Annotated in this window: 15 protein-coding genes; 8 read left to right on the top strand and 7 right to left on the bottom strand. The window is 46.6% G+C overall.

Annotated features, from left to right (window positions below):
• Together QUA50_RS26680 and QUA50_RS26675 are read left to right on the top strand one after the other, a co-directional pair.
• Positions 1 to 2,253 (top strand): calcium-binding protein (locus QUA50_RS26680; protein WP_333433672.1); only part of this gene is annotated, 2,253 nt, incomplete at its 5' end.
• 425 nt (positions 2,254 to 2,678) lie between these two features.
• Positions 2,679 to 3,656: a GDSL-type esterase/lipase family protein gene (locus QUA50_RS26675; protein ID WP_333266771.1), complete on the top strand. Its 978-nt coding sequence runs from the start codon at positions 2,679 to 2,681 to the stop codon at positions 3,654 to 3,656.
• 411 nt (positions 3,657 to 4,067) lie between these two features.
• On the opposite strand, the gene QUA50_RS26670 is transcribed toward QUA50_RS26675, so the two are convergent.
• On the bottom strand, positions 4,068 to 5,120 hold the full coding sequence (locus QUA50_RS26670; protein WP_333266740.1) for a Gfo/Idh/MocA family oxidoreductase: 1,053 nt from the start codon (positions 5,118 to 5,120) through the stop codon (positions 4,068 to 4,070).
• Between the two features lie 610 nt (positions 5,121 to 5,730).
• Here QUA50_RS26670 and QUA50_RS26665 point away from each other — a divergent pair.
• The gene (locus QUA50_RS26665) at positions 5,731 to 6,408 is read left to right on the top strand and encodes a PEP-CTERM sorting domain-containing protein (RefSeq protein ID WP_333266738.1); all 678 of its coding nucleotides are present in this window, start codon (positions 5,731 to 5,733) and stop codon (positions 6,406 to 6,408) included.
• A gap of 36 nt (positions 6,409 to 6,444) precedes the next feature.
• Here the strand turns inward: QUA50_RS26665 and QUA50_RS26660 are convergent, their stop codons facing one another.
• From QUA50_RS26660 to def, 3 genes are all read right to left on the bottom strand, one after another.
• Positions 6,445 to 7,782, bottom strand: coding sequence for a PrsW family glutamic-type intramembrane protease (locus QUA50_RS26660; RefSeq protein WP_333266736.1), 1,338 nt, complete (start codon positions 7,780 to 7,782; stop codon positions 6,445 to 6,447).
• A 288-nt stretch (positions 7,783 to 8,070) separates the two neighbouring features.
• On the bottom strand, positions 8,071 to 8,271 hold the full coding sequence (locus QUA50_RS26655; protein ID WP_199292547.1) for a hypothetical protein: 201 nt from the start codon (positions 8,269 to 8,271) through the stop codon (positions 8,071 to 8,073).
• A complete protein-coding gene (def, locus tag QUA50_RS26650) occupies positions 8,271 to 8,831 on the bottom strand; it encodes a peptide deformylase (protein WP_333266734.1) in 561 nt (186 codons plus the stop codon). Before def ends, QUA50_RS26655 begins: the two co-directional genes overlap by 1 nt.
• Positions 8,832 to 8,932: 101 nt before the next feature.
• On the opposite strand from def, the gene QUA50_RS26645 reads away from it, so the two are divergent.
• Positions 8,933 to 9,445 (top strand): DUF1648 domain-containing protein, encoded by a 513-nt coding sequence (locus QUA50_RS26645; protein ID WP_333266732.1) that lies wholly within the window; start codon positions 8,933 to 8,935, stop codon positions 9,443 to 9,445.
• Between the two features lie 104 nt (positions 9,446 to 9,549).
• Here the strand turns inward: QUA50_RS26645 and QUA50_RS26640 are convergent, their stop codons facing one another.
• Together QUA50_RS26640 and QUA50_RS26635 are read right to left on the bottom strand one after the other, a co-directional pair.
• A complete protein-coding gene (locus QUA50_RS26640; RefSeq protein ID WP_333266730.1) occupies positions 9,550 to 10,005 on the bottom strand; it encodes an aspartyl protease in 456 nt (151 codons plus the stop codon).
• Positions 10,006 to 10,113: 108 nt separating this feature from the next.
• On the bottom strand, positions 10,114 to 10,569 hold the full coding sequence (locus QUA50_RS26635; RefSeq protein WP_333266728.1) for a retroviral-like aspartic protease family protein: 456 nt from the start codon (positions 10,567 to 10,569) through the stop codon (positions 10,114 to 10,116).
• Positions 10,570 to 10,688: 119 nt separating this feature from the next.
• Between QUA50_RS26635 and QUA50_RS26630 the strand changes: the two genes are divergently transcribed.
• Positions 10,689 to 11,981 (top strand): pentapeptide repeat-containing protein, encoded by a 1,293-nt coding sequence (locus QUA50_RS26630; RefSeq protein WP_333266726.1) that lies wholly within the window; start codon positions 10,689 to 10,691, stop codon positions 11,979 to 11,981.
• Between the two features lie 708 nt (positions 11,982 to 12,689).
• Here the strand turns inward: QUA50_RS26630 and QUA50_RS26625 are convergent.
• Complete coding sequence (locus tag QUA50_RS26625) at positions 12,690 to 13,313, bottom strand: TenA family protein (protein WP_333266724.1); 624 nt, start codon at positions 13,311 to 13,313, stop codon at positions 12,690 to 12,692.
• Between the two features lie 82 nt (positions 13,314 to 13,395).
• Here QUA50_RS26625 and QUA50_RS26620 point away from each other — a divergent pair, with 82 nt between their 5' ends.
• The 3 genes from QUA50_RS26620 to QUA50_RS26610 all read left to right on the top strand — a co-directional run bounded on the left by QUA50_RS26620 (position 13,396) and on the right by QUA50_RS26610 (position 15,251).
• Positions 13,396 to 13,563 (top strand): hypothetical protein, encoded by a 168-nt coding sequence (locus tag QUA50_RS26620; RefSeq protein ID WP_333266722.1) that lies wholly within the window; start codon positions 13,396 to 13,398, stop codon positions 13,561 to 13,563.
• A gap of 35 nt (positions 13,564 to 13,598) precedes the next feature.
• Positions 13,599 to 14,561 (top strand): glycosyltransferase family 2 protein, encoded by a 963-nt coding sequence (locus tag QUA50_RS26615; protein WP_333266720.1) that lies wholly within the window; start codon positions 13,599 to 13,601, stop codon positions 14,559 to 14,561.
• Between the two features lie 84 nt (positions 14,562 to 14,645).
• Entirely contained in the window at positions 14,646 to 15,251 is a 606-nt protein-coding gene (locus tag QUA50_RS26610) for a glutathione S-transferase family protein (RefSeq protein ID WP_333266718.1), read from the top strand.
• The last annotated feature ends 485 nt before the right edge of the window (positions 15,252 to 15,736 follow it).

Below are 15,736 nucleotides of genomic sequence, written 5' to 3'. Positions count from 1 at the left end.
ACCGACCCGAACTACAACAATCTCAACCCATCGGATGTCTCTGTCACCAACCTAGACAACGATATCGCGCCGACACCCGCACCAACACCCGCACCAACACCCGCGCCCACACCCGCGCCCACACCCGCGCCCACACCCGCACCAACGCCCGCGCCAACGCCCGCACCAACGCCCGCACCTACGCCCGCACCTACGCCCGCACCTACGCCGACACCCACCAACTTCTTCGACTTTGCCTCCTCTCCCAACAGCGTTACTCAAGACTTCAGCACCTTCCCTCAACCCATCACTGTCATTGGCAGTCCCTTAATCGACAACTTCACAGGTACGGTCAACCCAGACAGTCTCAGCGGTGGCGGTGGTGATGACACCCTTGATGGTGGCGCTGGTGATGACACCCTTGATGGTGGCGCTGGCAATGACATCCTACTTAATGGCGGATCTGGCAATGACATCCTTGATGGTGGCGCTGACAATGACACCCTCACCGGAGGAGTTGGCAATGACATCCTGAATGGTGGCGCTGGCAATGACATCCTTGATGGTGGCGCTGACAATGACACCCTTGATGGTGGCGGTGGTGATGACACCCTTGATGGTGGCGCTGACAATGACACCCTCACCGGAGGAGTTGGCAATGACATCCTGAATGGTGGCGGTGGTGATGACACCCTTGATGGTGGCGCTGGCAACAACACCCTTGATGGTGGCGCTGACAATGACACCCTCACCGGAGGAGTTGACAATGACACCCTTGATGGTGGCGCTGGCAATGACATCCTTGATGGTGGCGCTGGCAATGACATCCTTGATGGTGGCGCTGGCAATGACACCCTTGATGGTGGCGCTGGCAATGACATCCTTGATGGTGGGGCTGGCAATGACATCCTTGATGGTGGGGCTGACAATGACACCCTTGATGGTGGCGCTGACAATGACACCCTCACCGGAGGAGTTGGCAATGACATCCTTGATGGTGGGGTTGGCAATGACATCCTTGATGGTGGGGCTGGCAATGACACCCTTGATGGTGGCGCTGGCAACAACACCCTCACCGGAGGAGCTGGCAATGACATCTTCATCTTTAGTCCCGCAACTGGTACTGTAGGCGGACAAAACCAGATTTTAGACTTCACCCCTGGAGAAGATAAATTACAACTTGATGCTGCCTTCGGTTTCACCTCACCCGAACAAGTTATCGCCGCATTACAATCTACTCCCTCCGGTTTGGTCTTAAATTTAGGGAATGGTCAAACTATCTTGATCGACGCTAATTCTCTCTCGCCAAGCGACATCATCATTTTCGGTAATCCCACAGGGACACCGACTCCAACACCCAACAACATCCCGAATGATGATTGCATTTGCGACAAGATTGTTTATCCCAACTTAAACCAACCCAACTCAGTTGAAAACACCATACTCGGTGTATCGGGCATTCAAATAGGCACTCCGAGAAACGATGAATTTTTCGGCAGCAACAACGGCAACATATTTGATGCCAAGGCCGGAAATGACAACTTATATGGTGGCGATAGTCGCGACATATTCAATGGCAACCTAGGTAATGATTTTATCAGCGGTGGCAGGGGTGATGACATCCTGTTTGGAGATGAAGGAAATGACATCATCATCGGTAATGGTGGCAGCGATTTAATCTTCGGAGGCAAAGGTAATGATTCTTTAAATGGCCGCGAAGGCAATGACATCATTTTGGGTAATAAAAATGATGACTTCATCGATGGCGGTAAGGATAATGACACTTTATTTGGAGGGCGAGGTTCGGACATCATGCTGGGCAATGAGGGAGAGGACTTCCTGTTTGGAAATATGGGGGATGATAGCATATGTGGCAGTGAAGGCAATGACTTGATTAGCGGTAACCAACAAGCCGATATTCTGGGAGGATGTGAAGGAAATGATACTCTGTATGGAGGTGAAGATAACGATACTCTCACTGGCGGTCAAGGCTCCGATATTCTTTACGGAGATTTGGGGAATGATAGTTTAAGTGGAGGTAGCGGTAACGATATCTTTGTATTGCAAACAGGTGGCGGGTTCGATATCATCACCGATTTTACTGTCGGTAATGATGCGATCGCCCTTACCGGAGGCGTGAGTTTCGGACAGTTAGAAATTACTCAAGATTCTCAGGGTGCTCTGATTAAAAACTTCTTGACAGGAGAGCAGTTAGGTGTAGTTGTTGGAGTGAATGCTTCTGCAATTACAGGATCGAACTTCCTGGTAATTTAGGAAAGAAAAAAAGAGCGATCGCCCTTAAGAAAAAAGGGCGATCGTACTTAACTAAAACCAACATTCATCCGTCAGATAGATTCCGATCGTACCGGAATGATACTGAGGACACGGCAGTGCCGTGTCTCTACAATCTCGCAGGGTAGGGACACGGCACTGCCGTGTCCTGACAGTGGGTAATCCCTATGCTTGTCACTTCGGGGGAGAGTATAGCGGTAGGGTGCGTCGCTCATTGATAGTGGTAAATAATCATAATTCTGGTGGCGACGCACCCTACTTTAATTAGAATAGGAGTAGGATAATAATCTCTATCGAAAGTGACAGAAGAGGGAGCACTTATTTTTGTTGATATTCCCTTTACTTTTGCTTTTTTATTCTTTCTTCCTTTTGCAAGCGTGATAACTATCAACGATCGACTATCAACGATCGACTATCTGCTGAAAATTTTTGCTGTCACCGCAGGATTGTTGGTGTTGCTGGAAATACTGTTGCGACTGTTGGGTTTGGGCAATCCTATGATTTATGTTGCCGATGCGGAGTGCGGCTATTTGTTGGCCCCAAATCAAAAGGTGCGCCGTTTGGGCAATCTAATTCAGATTAACGAATATTCGATGCGTACCGGGGCGATCGACCCCCTCCCCGATCCGTCAACTCTGCGCGTCTTGCTGTTGGGAGATTCCGTGGCTAACGGCGGTTGGTGGACTCATCAGACAGATACTATATCGGAAATCATGGCTCGGAAGTTGAGGCTGCAAGTACAAGATTTGGCGAGCTACACACAATTAGATTCAAAAGTCAAGTATTCCGAGTGTGAAGTTCTCAATGCTTCAGCTAATTCTTGGGGGCCGAGGAATCAACTTGCTTACGCCAAGCAGTTTGGTCTTTTTGGGGCCAAGGTGCTGGTGTTGCTACTGAATACGGACGATTTGTTTGCATCAGCTCCTTGTGCTGCGGTGGTGGGGCGCGATCGATCTTACCCGGATCGCAAATCCCCATTGGCGATCGTAGACTTGTTAAGTCGCTACTTGTTACCAGCAGTGCCAGCTCGCCCATTGGTAGCAACTGCACCAGAAACTGGCGATTTAGTAGGCTGCAACTTAGAAGCTATTCGCCAAATCCAGACCATATCTGTATCTGCCAACGTCCAGTTTTTGCTAGCCATGACGCCCAAACGGCACGAATTTGGCGAGCCGGGCCTTCGCGACTGGGAAGTCAAGGCTAGAGCGCGTCTCGCCGAACTCGTCAAAACAGAGAAAATTTCTTACATAGATTTTCTTCCTATTTTTAATTCAGTGGCGGAACTTCCAAAGTTATATCGAGATAGCATTCACCTCAGTCCTCAAGGCAATCAGCTAGTTAGTAAAACCATCTGTCATCAAATAGTCGATCTCTCTTTGACTTGACACTCCTCGACCTTAAGGCACTAGAATTATTAAGATATTTGTGTCTTAATATCCCTATTTCTAGGGTTCCCAGGCTGACTGCGAAAGCACAAAAATGTGTGCAGTCATATTTCCTCAAAAGTGTTTTGGGCGTATACTTGCCCCCAGTGCAGGGGTAGGTTTTTAAATCTTGTCTGATGCCTTTGCGATACCACACACTCGTCGGTGCGTGGATATGTTTACCCAAATACATGAGGATTTCTGACGGATCGCGAGTCGTAGAAAAAGCCGTCCTATAAAGACGGGGTTGTAAACCCAATTTTCTGATAAATCGCGACGAGATCGAATCCGGTTGCATGGATACAGTTACAAAAGTAACAAACAACAAACCCAAATTGCACAAGCAGCCGGAAACGACACGATCGATCTGTTCTAACTAACTTGCAAAGTAGACTCTAGCTCTTTGGGATACCAAGCTTGACCGTCTAGAGCCATTTGCTCGATCGAACTCGCAAGGCGCAGAGCTTTGAGAGCTTGTTCTCCTCCCACAGAAGGCTGATTTCCACCCCGCACGCAATTAATAAAATGCTCCAATTCTGCGTGGAGCGGTTCTATATTGCTGGTGTAAACTTTCTCGATCAACCCATCTTGACGGTAAAGCACCTGACCGTAATCCGTCACGTAATTGGCGGTTGTTTGTCGGTGAATCAAGATTTCGTTGTTGAGAAAATCTGCCTCTGTCAGAGAATTTTTGCAGTGAGCCGCGATTGAACGGAGTTTGCGGTGCGTCACCTTACTTGCAGTCAAGGTGGCGACAATGCCGTTAGCAAAGTTCAGCGTCGCTGTCACGTAGTCTAAATAACCTGAATCTGATGCCCTGCTGCCGCTGGCCGTCAGCTTCACCACTTGGGAATCTGCCAATTCCAGAAGCAAGTCGATGTCGTGGATCATTAAATCCAAAACTACCGATACATCGTTAGCCCGCTGGGAATAAGGACTCATCCGGTGAGCTTCCAATGCCAGTAACTCTTCAGTTTTCAGCACTTTGCCGAGTTCCTGAAAAGCTGGATTGAAGCGCTCGATGTGACCCACTTGTAAAATCCGGTGGGCCTCAGCAGCCGCGTTGACCAAAGATTCGGCTTCGGCAATGCTTGCCGCGATCGGCTTTTCAATTAAAACGTGAACACCCGCTTGGAGACAAGACATCCCCACAGGGTGATGCAGGCGAGTTGGAACGGCGACGCAAACTGCGTCTACGTGGGCGAGCAAATCTCGGTAGTCTTCAAAGAAGCGAACCCGGTATTTGCTTGCTACATCAATTCCCCGCTCTACATTTATATCTGCAACACCCACGAGTTCGATATCTTTGAGCAAGCTCAGAACTCGCGTGTGGTGCTGGCCCATGTTGCCAACTCCAATAACCCCAATGCGGAGGGGTTCGAGTTGACTTCGCTGACCGAAAACATTTCCGTATCCCAATGACATCCTATCTAGCACTCCTGGATTCTCCTCCACCACCACAGGAATCAAGCCCCTTGGCTTCCCTCAGCTACTCACAGCCATCCAGATAGTACCACAGTCAAACTATTTGTGAAGAATTTCTAAGTTCAGTTGCGATTATCGCATCGGGCAATTAAGCAGTAGCGAATCATACACAAGGGGAGAATACTGGGGCGACAGGTCTGTAAATTGCCTATTGACAAATTTTATTAAGTGTGTATACACATCGGGACGATCGTCCGCAGCATCGCAACAACACAAACCGGTCGGAATATTTGGCGATTAAGCTGTTCTCCATTTAAATTGTGTATCAAAAATAACTCAAATTATTGTGGAATGGGCACGCGATCCCGTCCCGAATATGCAATTTAAACGCGCAACAGCTTGCAATAGAACATTTTTCTGGTTGATGTTCAAAAGTAATAGTAAAAGTGATAAATAATACCTATACAACAGGCAACTCATCCGTATTACTTCGGTTATTTACATTCGGAAATCTTTGACTTCAAAAAAATTTACTTTAAGAATGCGGATAATTACGGGCGATCGCTCACTCACATAAACTAGACTTACGTAAAGCTTAATATAAAAAACAATGAGTCAAAAACTAAGGCTCAGATTAGGAAGTGCGATCGCTAGCACAATTTTAAGCTATGCAGCGGTGTCATTCGTAGGAGTTGACCAAGCACAAGCCGCCGTACTAACCTACAATTTCCAAGTGGAAAATGGTGAAGCTAGCGGCTTTTTTAAGTTGAATAACTCCTCGCTTACAGGAATAGGAATTGAAGAAATTGGTGTAAGCGAGGGAAGATTAAACACTTTTCTCAATCTTAGTGATTATGGAGGTGGAGAAGCCAAACAATACTACGATTTGGCAGGGTTTACAGTTTTATTTTATCAAGGGGCTTTTCGCGGACTGCAAGCAGGCGGCAGTGACGAACTGATGAGAGAATATATCAGTCCTCCAGACGAACCAGGAGCGCCTTTTTCCTTCAAGTATAGTGGCGGCGCATCTTGGTCTATGGCTACGAACGGGATCACCTCTGATGATATGTGGACATCTTATTTCCGGGGGTATAAGGAGGTATATATTATACGCCCAGACGATAGTGTAGATATAGTTGCCAGATCGATCGTCCGTGATACCCCTGTTTCTTACACTCTAGTGAATACCCAACCCGAACCAGTTCCCGAACCTCTCACCGCAGGGGGGACAGCTTTAGCATTGGCTGGTTTAAGCTGGTTAAAACACAAGAAAAAAATGGCAGCTTGAAGTGCGATCGCATCTCAACAATTAACCAGTCAGAAGTCACTTTTCAGAAAATATTCGAGTTGCAAAATTTTGCTCCCGATTCGGAGACAGAGCTCTGGCTTTCAAAATCGCGGCTACCAAAAACGCATAGGACAAAACTCCCACCAACGCCAGCAAAAGTACGCTGGCTGCTCCCGACGCATTCCACAAAGCGTGAAGTGCGGAAGCGCTGAAATAACCTACGCCCAAAATTTGCCAGCGCTTCCTGGGTTTGAGGGCGCTCAAACCGATAAAATATCCCAAATAGCCGCTGTAAGCCATGTGTCCGGCGGCGGAACCCAAAATGCGGGGAATTAGCAACTGCAATCCTACTAATTGTCCGGCGTCGGGCCCTGCTTGCAGAGTGACATTTTGGATGACATTGGGAACGTACTGTCCCAGAGTTTCTAACAGTGTAAAACCGACTGCTGATGCACTTCCTAAGAGAATTCCGTCTAAAGGTTCCCACACGCCGATTCGATCGCGCCACGGATTTTTTAGCCAATTTCCCAGCAGCATCGCTCCCAAAACGGGCAGGGCTTTCAGCAATTCTTCCATTAGACCCGCCCCGAAAAACATTCTGGTCAAAAAAGGCAAAAAACTGATTGTTTCGCCTTCGGTGGGCAGGCGGCCGGGCAAAATTTCTCTAAATACTAATATAAATCCAATTAATAAGGGGCTGATCACAATCAGGACTGTAGCTAAAGCCGAACCGAGCAATACCCACCAAGGCTTGTGTTTGCCGCACAGTTGATAGATAAAGTAGTAAGCCGCACCGGCGAGGTAAGCTGACAGCAGCAAGTTGAATGCTGCAGAATTTCCAACGGCGACAAACATCGACACGACAACAATAACTGTGGCGATACCTGGATATAAGTAAGCTTTTTGACTTAATTGTTTGCCCGTGGAGGCGATCGGGAATAATTGAGTTAAAGTGAGAGCGTCTTTTTCGTTACCAGCAAAATTTCCCGTTTGTGGTGCTCTTAATCCGGGTTGATTTTGGTAAGGGGTTACGGGAGATTCAAATATAAATTCAGGGCCGTCAAGGCCGAGACTGATGCGATCGCCTGTTTCTAAAGTTTGGCAGCCAGAGAGCTTTTTTCCGTTGATATAAGTTCCGTTAGCGCTGTTGAGGTCGCAAATTTCCCATCTCGTCAAAGTACCCTGGGTTAGGGGACGGATCGTGGCGTGGCGACGGGAAACCATGCCGTGGGCGATCGACTCTAAAGCTATTTGACAATTGCGATCGCGTCCGATGACCAATTCCCCATCTTCAGAAAGTTGGTATTTGGATGCTGGGGTTCCCACAGCGTCTTTTGCTGGCACTTGTCGCAGAAATCCGATTTCATTAGTCATGAGTTATGAGTCATTAGTCATTAAGCCCAAGTGCATTTAAATTGTATAGTCAAATTTAAGAAAAGTCTTGTGGGGAGTAGGGGTTGGGCCAGAAAGCCCGCCCAAAAAATACAATTTAGATGCCCAACAGCTTAGTCATCAGTCATTGGTCATGAGCTCGCGAGCTGTTAGCTGATGTTATTTTTGAGCAGTCTTTATTCCACAGTTATTGGTTGTTAGCTGCTGACTAATGACTAATGACTAATTACTAATAACTGCTGACTCATGACTAATGACTAATCACTCTGCTTATAGATTTGCCCTGGCATCCTGAACGGCTGCATAGAAAAATATGCCAGTTAGCGGTACGCTCAGGGCGAGGATGATGCCCGTGACTAAATTGCCAAGCTGAGCTTCTCCCGAAGACAGCTCAAAAATTGAGCCGACTGCCGCGATCGCAGTGATGCACGAAAGAGCCAATAGTAAACCACTTTTCGGAGTTCCTGCCATCATACTGATTTTACTGCCTTTGGCGAAAATTTCTGCTTGACTAATGCTTCATTCAGTGCGAGCTTGTTTTCTACTCTGTCTACAAACAGCACTCCGTTGAGGTGATCCATTTCGTGCTGAATTGCTCTCGACAGTAAGTCTGTTGCTATCAGGGTTTGCGGGCGGCCGTATTCGTCGCGGTAGGAGACTTCAATGATTTCTGGGCGTTTGACTTCTAAATAAACTCCCGGAATGCTCAAACACCCTTCTTGCAAGATGCAGATATCGCTGCTGCTACTTTTGATGGTGGGGTTGATCAAAACCATTGGGGGTGTGGCGGGGTTTTCCGGGTCGCAGTCGAGCACGATTACTTGTTTGTTGACTCCGACTTGGGGGGCGGCCAAACCGATGCCATCCGCACTGTACATGGTTTGCAGCATTTCTCGGACTAGCTGCCGAATTTCTGCATCGACGCTTTTGACGCGCTTGGCTGGCTGCCGCAGGACGCGATCGCCTAATGTGTGTATTGTTAGGGGCGGTTTTTCTAACTTTTTCTTTTCAATCAAAACCTGAGCCGTCATAAAACCTCGCGGGATGTTTGGAAACCCCCAACGAAAGCTGTTGGGGAATGAAATTGGAACCAATACTATTATTTCCAATATTAATCTAATTTTAAGTAGCCATGACTGGAAACGCACCAAACCAACGGCCGGTTATTTCTCTGGGGCTTTCGCCCGTTTTAGTGGCGGTAGAGCTTTTAGCTGCGATCGCGCTTTTGCTGGCTGTTTTGCTTATCGTCAAGTTTTGGGCGGTTTTGCCCGATCGAATTCCGATTCATTTCGGCTTAGGGGGGCTGGCTGATGCTTGGGGCGACAAGCTGACGATTTGGATCGTGCCTGCGGTTGCTGCCATTCTTTTTGCGGTTTTAACTGCGGTTTCGCGCTATCCCCATACTTTTAATTATCCGGTACGGATTACTTCTGAGAACGCTCGCCGCCAATATTTGTTGGCGCGAGGCCTTTTGGTTTGCCTGAAGGCTCAGATGTGCTGGCTGTTGGCGTTTGTGGTGCGGCAGCAAATTCTTGTCGCTTTGGGCAATGCTCAAAGGTTTAGTATGGAGTTAGTTTGGGGGATAGTTGTTTTGATTTTGGCGACGGTTGGTGTGTATTTAGTCAAGGCTTATTCGGCTCGTTAGCTGACTGGGAAATACTTTTTTAATCCGGAATAATTTAACTGCAGAGAGCGCAGAGAGCGCAGAGTTAGAGAAGAGAGAGATAGACATTACTGAAGAGCGATCGGCTAAACCATCAAATATGTTTGTTGGTCATTCATCGGCAATACTCGCAGCCGTTGATTTTTCAAATCTGGTTCTAATCCTAGTTCTTCCATTGGAGTCACGCCCAGTAAGACAGCGGAAACGCCTTCTGGTAGCTCTAAACAATCAAATCTCCCTTCTCTCCCTGCTATAATAATTTGAGCACCGGCAAAAATTCGACCTTTTCTGATGCCGGCCGATGTTTCTACATCTCTTTCTCCTACTTGTCTTAAACCGAGTTGGCTAATAATGGGAGCTGGCAGGGAAAGCAGTGTCGCTCCGGTATCGACAATAACCTTATCGATCGTCACAGAGCGAACTTCCTCAGCAGAAATGAATCCCCGTTCAGCCAGAACTAGATCGATGAGATTCGTGACGGCGATTGTTGTAAGAACTTGACCCATTTGTTTGCCTTGAAGATTGGGGAGTACGAGGGTCATATTATTTTACATTTTTGAGTGCAATTAATTGTACATTTTTGGGCTATTTTGCCACAGCGAATTCCGCTCTTAAATTCTTAAATTTCAAATCGATGAAACACGGATAAATTAAAGCATCAGATATGTTTGTTCTTCATTCATCGGCAATACTCGCAGCCGTTGATTTTTTAAATCTGGTTCTAAGCCGAGCCTTTCCATCGGAATCACGCCCAGCAAAACCGCATCAACTCCTTCGGGCATTTCCAGGCAGTCAAACACTGCTTGTCGCCCTTCAACTTCCAGCATAATATCTTGAAAAATCCGCCCTTTTCTCACCCCCGCAGCAGTTTCTACATTGGTTTCTCCAAGCTGGCTCAAACCCAACTGGCTGATAATGGAAGCTGGTAAGGCAAGCAGAGTGGCTCCGGTATCTACTAAAACTTTATCGAGAGTTAATGAACGAATTTCACCTGCAGGAATGAACCCCCGCTCAGCTAGGACTTGATCGATGCGATTCGTTACGGTGATTGTTGTAAGAACTTGACCCATTTGTTTGCCTTGCAGATTGGGCAGCACCAGTGTCATATTATGTTACCTTTTTGAGTGCAATTGGTGGAGATTTATATTGTAATATTATCTAGAATCCTGCTTGGTTAGTTAAAATCGTTTTAGTGACCGGCTAAAATTAGAATTTGCCTCAACGCATGACACCAGAAAACAACTCTTCTCAACCCAATCGCCCTGAATCTAATGTGACTGTAGAAAGTCAGAACGGTGCGAGCCCTAATGTGCCACCAGAATCAGCGATAATCGTCGCTACTGCTGAACCGGAAAAACCGCTGCCGCCGCCCCCAACCCGCAAGGTTTTATTGCCGCAGCAGCCGGAACAAACGACTCCTGAGAAGTCGGGGTCAGTGCTGACGCTGGGGTTGATCGCAGCGATGATTTTTGGGCTGGCCAATGACAACATTTGGCTGGGCTTAATTGGCGCCGTCGGTGCGATCGGCGTATCGCTGCGGCTGATGTGGCCGAGTTGGGGCAAAATCTGGGTGCAGGTAATTCCGCCGACTTGGCGCACTCTGATCGTCGCCTGCTTTGGGCTTTTAGCTGGGATTGTTGGCTTGCTAATGCTCAGCGGTAGTAATACTGAACCGGGAAGCCGCAACATCCAAATCAACTGGGACGCCATCGGCGCTCTCGGCGAGTTGATCGGCGCTTTGGGCCAAATTTTGATCGCGATTTTGGGCGTTTACGTGGCTTGGCGACAGTACGTGATATCCAAAGATTTGACGATTCAGCAAAATCGAATTACGCAGCAGCAAACGATCGATGCTTATTTTCAAGGGGTTTCCGACTTAGCCCTTGACGAACAAGGGTTTTTGGAAGACTGGCCGCAGGAAAGGGCGATCGCCGAAGGGCGCACCGCTGCGATTATGAGCAGTGTAGATGCTGAAGGTAAAGCTAAAATTTTGCGGTTTTTGTCGCAGTCGAGATTGGTTACTCCGCTGAAGCGCGATCGGCTTTTAGGCCGCCCCATCCTTGACGGCGACGGCGGCTACGCTGAAGATAGGGATCACGGTATCCGCGTTATCGATCTCAATGTCATGTTAGCGGGTGCTGACCTGGCTGGCACCGATTTGCGGTGGACGGATTTGAGCGAAGCCAACCTCGTCCGCGCCAATCTCAGCAAGTGCGATTTAGTCAAAGCCAACCTCTCGCGCGCTGTCTTATACGACGCCAATCTCGCTCGCGCCGACATGAGAGCGGCCGCATTATTCTACGGCTCGGCACAAACTGCATCTCCCCGCAGCCGTACCGAATTTCCCAACTATCAAACAGGCGAACATACCGGCGCTGTAGTGGAACGTGTTGATTTCACCGGTGTCAAGCGGCTGTCGGAGGAGCAGCGCTATTACTGCTGCGCTTGGTGCGGCTCGAAGTCGAGAGAGACTATTCCCGGCGGCTGCGAAGGGATTCCCAATAAACTCGGACGTTAAAATTAGCAGTACGGCTGTACTTACGTATATATTGGGCGAGCGATCGGCAGCGGACTATACTTTAATTTTAAATCTACAGTCTTTCGCTATTTTAGCAATGACAAATACTGATTTAGGGTTAGAAGTAATTCCGCGCCTGGAGCGCTCCAAAAGCCGGGAATGGTTAATTTTTGTCGCTGCTATATGCTTCCTGATGGGACGGGAAATGGCACATATAAATCGCTAATTTAGGCTACAGCTATGCAGATGATGGGCATCAGCATTCTGTGGCTTTTTATCCGCTGTTTCCTTTGCTGATGCGCGGCTTCACGACTTTTGGAATGCAAGTAAAATTAGCAGGGGTACTCATTAATAGTTGGGCATTTGGCGTGCATTTTTGCTGTTGCAAGCTGTTAGTAAATTTGCCCTGATTTGGGGCAATGGCTATTTGTTGTGGTATTGGCGAAAATAGCTCAGCCTTACAGCCGTCTATTTCGGATTTTGCTCTTTAACACTACCGATAAACTCCGGTACTCTGCAATCGGTTCATCCCTAAGCTTAGGGCATTGTTTTGCTCTCGATGGGGCTCGGTTTAGTGTTGAATAGTCAGCCTCGTTAGGAAGATGCTGTTATGAGAGTATGGGCTACATTCCGGCTGTACATGGCTGTTACATTTACTGCGTTTAGGTAGCTTAAGATAGTTTTCCATATCTTTTGCCCAAACTTAATTTACTCTATTTCCCAAGCTGCCTGAAAAAAGTCTCTTTCGCATAGCATAGCGTAGCGATAGGTTGCTTCTACCTCTGGCCCAGCCTCTGTGTAGCGATCGACCAAACTTTCCAGCCGTTTTGCTAAAATCTCAAAATCCGAGCTGCTATAGGTGGAAATCCAGTCGCTAAAGGCGTGTTCCGGTATATTAGGTTTAGCTAGCTGCTGTCCCAAAAAAGCATACAACCGCAAGCAAGGAGTCATGGCGGCTACTGTCAAACCTACACCACTTCCCCAGGCTGTCGCTAATAAAAAATCTGTGTAGCGGCGGGTAGCGGTTCCCGGTTTTGTCTCTTGCAAGTTTACACCCCATTTGGCTGCATATCCTTGATGCAAACGAAGTTCTTCTAAAACGCCACTACCGAGATTGTGGAGGATTTCAAACCCCTCCCAGTCGGGTGCTTTTGCCGCAGCGATACTGTAAGCGCGAGCGAAGGCTCCCAGAAAAAATGCGTCTTGTGCAACGTAATATGCAAAACTATTTTGGGGGAGGCTGCCGTCAGCAATCCCTCTGACAAAGGGATGTTGCAGACAAGCTTCGCTTAAGTCTTGATTTGCTTGCCAAAGATAATTGGAATTTGTCATGCAATTTTGAATCAATGGGTTATGATTGTAATTTTTATAGTCTGACTAAACATCTATGATAACAGATGTTTGAGCTTGGCGTGTGTCATTCTTATGGTATCTTTTATTTTTCGTATTTAAGAAAATAGATAAGTTTTGGTATGCGGCTATTTTGGGGGCTGCTGTTGTCTGGCTCAAAGAGCGAAATTACGTGCCGAACCTCTATCGTAAAGCAGCCCGCGTGTTTGGCAAAAAAGAAACTTTTGATTAAACGGTTGGAAAGCCGATTTTTAAACAGAAACTGCAATGAACGATACACCTAAGTATTCTTTGGTAATTCCTATCTATAACGAAGAAGAAAATCTTGCTGAATTGTATCGGCGAATTAGTGGCGTGATGGATCGAATGGACGGCCCAGTAGAATTAATTTTAATCAATGATGGCAGTCGCGATCGCTCTCTAGAAATTTTGCGAGAATTACACGAAAAAGACGCGCGAATTTGTTACCTCAGTTTGGCCCGTAATTTCGGTCATCAAATAGCTGTAACTGCTGGTTTAAACTTTTCTAGCGGTCAAGTCGTAGTCATCATGGACGGCGATTTGCAAGACCCGCCAGAGCTAATTATAGATATGGTAGAACAGTGGCAGCAGGGCTATCAAGTTGTTTACGCTCAACGCACTCAACGCCGTCAAGAAGGTTGGTTTAAGCGGTTGCCTGCTTATATGTATTATCGCATTTTGCGCCATCTTGCTGATGTTGATATTCCGATTGATACCGGAGATTTTTGTTTGATGGATAGGTGCGTGGTAGATGTACTCAATGCCATGCCAGAACGCAATCGTTACATTCGGGGACTGCGGGCTTGGATTGGTTTTAAACAAACGGCGGTTAAGTTTGAACGCGATCCGCGTTTTGCAGGCGAGGTTAAATATACCTTCAGAAAATCTTTAAGTTTGGCGATGAATGGTTTAGTATCTTTTTCAAAAGTTCCTCTCAGACTTTCGATTTATATGGGGTTATTTGCTGCATTTATATCTGTGTTAATGGCTTTTTTAATTTTGTATTGGCGGCTATTCTATCCAAGTTCCGCATTAACTGGTTTGACAATTGTGATGATGGCTGTTTTCTTTTTGGGTGCGGTGCAGTTGGTGAGTATTGGGATTTTGGGTCAGTATATAGGGCGGATTTACGAGGAGGTGAAGGGCCGACCACTTTATACGCTGGGAGAAGTTGCTGGTTTTGGCGATCGACACCGATCGCCAAAATAATTTTAGCAAACATCGGTTAACTCATCGTGCCTAAATTATCTAATTTATGAGATAATTTAAGATCGTACAATCTTCTCAAGAATCATGTTTAAACTTTACGAATATTCCCCATCGGGCAATTGCTATAAAGTTCGCTTGCTCTTAACTCAACTTGATATTCCCTTCGATCGCACAGAAATTGATATTCTCCAAGGAAAAACCCGCACACCTGAATTTTTGGTCAAAAATCCCAATGGCCGCATTCCGGTGTTAGAAATTGCACCGGGTAAATTTCTGTTTGAATCGAATGCAATTATGTTTTACTTGAGCGAAGAAACTGAGTTTTTCCCCACGGATAAATTTGAACGCGCTCAAGTCATGCAGTGGTTATTTTTTGAACAGTACAGCCACGAACCTTTTATTGCTACTTCTCGTTTTTGGTATATGACAGGGAAAGCACAAGAATATCACGAAGCACTCCAACAAAAACAAGCACCGGGTTATGCTGCTTTGGGGGTGATGGAACAGCATTTAGCAGAAAATGAGTTTTTTGCGGGCGATCGGTATACTATTGCTGATATTGGTTTATTTGCTTACACTCACGTTGCGGGCGAGGGCGGATTTGACTTAACGAGGTTTCCGGTAATTCAAAGTTGGATAAATCGAGTAAAAAATCAACCTCGATATATCAGCATTACACAATTAAATTAAATTTAAATTAGGCAAAATATACTATACCTTTAGAAGATTACTGTCACACTCTTCCCACTATAAAGTAATAATTGGTGCGCCTTAAAAAGTAAAATTTTACGGGACTGTAAAACACTCGTTAAGCGTATTTCTCGGTAAAAACTAACTCGACGTTGAGTTACTCTGGCTGCTCTTTCTCTGTGTCGGCAATAGTTAGTTTCGAGGCAAAGCCGTTGAGAATGATGCCTCAAATCAGCGATACTTCGCCTAAAGGCGATCGCCTTTGAGCGTATTCATCCCGATGGTAGTGCGATTGTCTCCACTGTTTGGAGTTTACGGATCGAGTGCTTCAGCAGACACACACCTTAGTCTTGCACCAAGCAAAATCCGGCGTTGCTGAAGTAGGGTATGATAAATAATGCGTGCGATCGCCAAAAAATAACACTTCAAAAAACGCAGAGCTTATGCAATGTCCTGAATGTCAGTCAACTCATGTTAATAAAAAT

Source organism: Microcoleus sp. M2_D5, assembly GCF_036701935.1.
Lineage (GTDB): Bacteria > Cyanobacteriota > Cyanobacteriia > Cyanobacteriales > Microcoleaceae > Microcoleus.
Note: the sequence above shows the minus strand (reverse complement) of the source record. Positions and strands in the feature narration are given on the sequence as shown.

Excerpts from the sequence above, each read along its gene's own strand:
- def (WP_333266734.1), bottom strand. The coding sequence starts at position 8,831 with ATGACGGCTCAGGTTTTGATTGAAAAGAAAAAGTTAGAAAAACCGCCC.
- QUA50_RS26640 (WP_333266730.1), bottom strand. The coding sequence starts at position 10,005 with ATGACCCTCGTACTCCCCAATCTTCAAGGCAAACAAATGGGTCAAGTT.
- QUA50_RS26655 (WP_199292547.1), bottom strand. The coding sequence starts at position 8,271 with ATGGCAGGAACTCCGAAAAGTGGTTTACTATTGGCTCTTTCGTGCATC.
- QUA50_RS26670 (WP_333266740.1), bottom strand. The coding sequence starts at position 5,120 with ATGTCATTGGGATACGGAAATGTTTTCGGTCAGCGAAGTCAACTCGAA.
- QUA50_RS26665 (WP_333266738.1), top strand. The coding sequence starts at position 5,731 with ATGAGTCAAAAACTAAGGCTCAGATTAGGAAGTGCGATCGCTAGCACA.
- QUA50_RS26615 (WP_333266720.1), top strand. The coding sequence starts at position 13,599 with ATGAACGATACACCTAAGTATTCTTTGGTAATTCCTATCTATAACGAA.
- QUA50_RS26610 (WP_333266718.1), top strand. The coding sequence starts at position 14,646 with ATGTTTAAACTTTACGAATATTCCCCATCGGGCAATTGCTATAAAGTT.
- QUA50_RS26625 (WP_333266724.1), bottom strand. The coding sequence starts at position 13,313 with ATGACAAATTCCAATTATCTTTGGCAAGCAAATCAAGACTTAAGCGAA.
- QUA50_RS26645 (WP_333266732.1), top strand. The coding sequence starts at position 8,933 with ATGACTGGAAACGCACCAAACCAACGGCCGGTTATTTCTCTGGGGCTT.
- QUA50_RS26635 (WP_333266728.1), bottom strand. The coding sequence starts at position 10,569 with ATGACACTGGTGCTGCCCAATCTGCAAGGCAAACAAATGGGTCAAGTT.
- QUA50_RS26660 (WP_333266736.1), bottom strand. The coding sequence starts at position 7,782 with ATGACTAATGAAATCGGATTTCTGCGACAAGTGCCAGCAAAAGACGCT.
- QUA50_RS26630 (WP_333266726.1), top strand. The coding sequence starts at position 10,689 with ATGACACCAGAAAACAACTCTTCTCAACCCAATCGCCCTGAATCTAAT.